At 72.1% G+C, this 2,095-nt stretch carries 1 protein-coding gene; it reads right to left on the reverse strand.

The window, feature by feature from the left end; translation table 11 throughout:
• A partial coding sequence (locus tag AC5LUJ_RS22320; RefSeq protein WP_493465677.1) for an FAD-dependent oxidoreductase occupies positions 1-1,322 on the reverse strand: 1,322 nt, incomplete at its 3' end.
• Between the last annotated feature and the right edge of the window lie 773 nt (positions 1,323-2,095).

The raw sequence follows: 2,095 nt of genomic DNA on the forward strand, positions 1-2,095 counted from the left end.
AGGTCGGCCCCGTTGGCCATGTCCCACGCGACGTCCACGAGGCGGCCGGCCTGCCGGTAGAAACGGGCCGGCAGGTCCGGGCCGCCGGCCCGCAGGCAGTCCCGCAGCGCCCACGCGTGCTGGGCCGCCACGGTCATTCCCTGGGCGTAGAGCGGGTTGAAGCTGCATATCGCGTCACCGATGGCGAGGAATCCGGCCGGCGGGTTCTGCACCCGCTCGTAGTATCGCCGCAGTGAACTGGTGAAACGGTGGGGCACCGGGTCGCTCAGCGCCTCGGTCGACGTGACCAGGTCGTAGATGTCGGGTACGGGCAGGGTCCGGGCGAACGCTTCGAATCCCTCGGGATCCGTCGGCGGGTGGTCGCCGAGCATTCCGGTGAGCGTGACATGCCAGCGGCCGCCCTCCAGCGCGACGGCGCCGCCGCCACGGAATCCGGGCATGGTCGAGACTATGACCGAACGCTGGCCGTCGAGATGCTCGGGGCGGTACCGGTAGAAACGCGACGCGTATCCGAGATCGACGCCGGTCCGCCGCTCGGCCGGGCCGGGCAGTCCCAGGGCGGCCAGCCAGTCCGGGCCGCGGGAGGCACGGCCGGTCGCGTCCACCACAAGATCCGCGCGGATGAGTCCGGTGCCGGTAGCGGCGCCGGCATCAGCACCGGCATCAGCGCCGCTCCCGGCACCGGCGGTACGGGGCTGCTGGACGACACGCACCCCGATGATCCGGCCGGGCGCCTCCGGCGCGGTGACCAGCCCGGTCGCCGACGTCCGCTGGACGAACCGCACGCCGGGGACCGCCCGCAGCCTCGCCCGCAGGACGTCCTCCAGCAGCCCCCTGCTGGCGAGCACCGAGGTCAGCCCGGTCGGGGCCGAGCGGACCCGCAGCCCCCGCAGATACCAGCGGGAGCCCACCAGCGTCTCGATCGTGGACGCGCCCCGCCGCGTGAGTTCCGTGGTCAGGCCGGGGAACAGCTCCTCCATGAGCCGGCGTCCGCGGTCGAGCAGCCCGTGCAGGTGCCGGCCCTGGGGCACACCACGGCGGGAGTCGCCGTGGGGATCACCGTCGAGGAGCACGTCCCGTTCGAGTACCGTGACCCGCTCGAAGGTCTCCGAGAGCACCCGGGCGGCCAGCAGCCCGGCGATGCCGGCGCCGAGGACGACCGCGTGGCCGCGGCCGTCCTCGGCCGCCCGCGGGTGTGACGGCCGGCCGGGCTGCGGCCCCCGGGAATCTTCGCCGACCAGGGGGAGCGCGGGATCGGCGTGTGGCTGCCTGGCCGGCGTCGGAAGCACCGTGCCGTCGTCCATCACGCCTCCCGTGGCCATCAGATGTTCACCGTCACGTATTTCCGGCCGGCGTGGACCGGCTGCGCCGAAATCTTTCCCGCGGCTTGTCCACACACCGTGGACAAGCCGCCACCAGCCAGGTGGGCCGACAATGCGAGCCGACGATGTGAGCCGGCGCTCCGAATGCCTTGCGAAGGATATCGTGGAGCCAGGCCCAGGCCGGTGTCAACCAGGATTTCGATGATTCGATGGCTGAAGAAAATGTGTCGCCAGCCTCCGCGCCTCCCCTGCTGGAGACAGCACGGTAACCGCATTCGGCGGGCTTGGCAACACCGCACCGGACGACTCCTTCACAGCCCTGGCCTCCATCAGCGAAACCAATTGTTTCATTCGGCGTCACAATAGCCGGGCCAGCCGCGTCCCGGCCGCCGCCAGGGACATCTTTCTTTCGCCCTGAAATGTAAACTCGCCGTTCACCGAAGCGCCGGCCGAACATGCTGGAATACGGTCCCAGCGGACGGTCCGGCGTGTTCGGCAAATGCCCGGCCGGCGCCGGCGGCATCCGTCGGCGCGGCCCGTGGTCGGAGCAGGCAGTCGGCGACGGCCTGTGACGGTGGGCACCGAAGAATCGCGAGAGGGAGCCGACATGGACGTGGCGACGGCCCAGGAGGCAACGGCCCAGGAGGCAGCTCAGGAGGCAACGGCCCAGGAGGCCCAGGAGGGCCTGGGCCGCCAGGGAGACCCGGCGGGCCAGGGCAGCCGGGCGGCCCGGGCGACGGCGCCGGGCGGCCCCGCGGTGCCGCCCCACGGCC

The organism is Protofrankia sp. CiP1_Cm_nod3, from assembly GCF_982290655.1.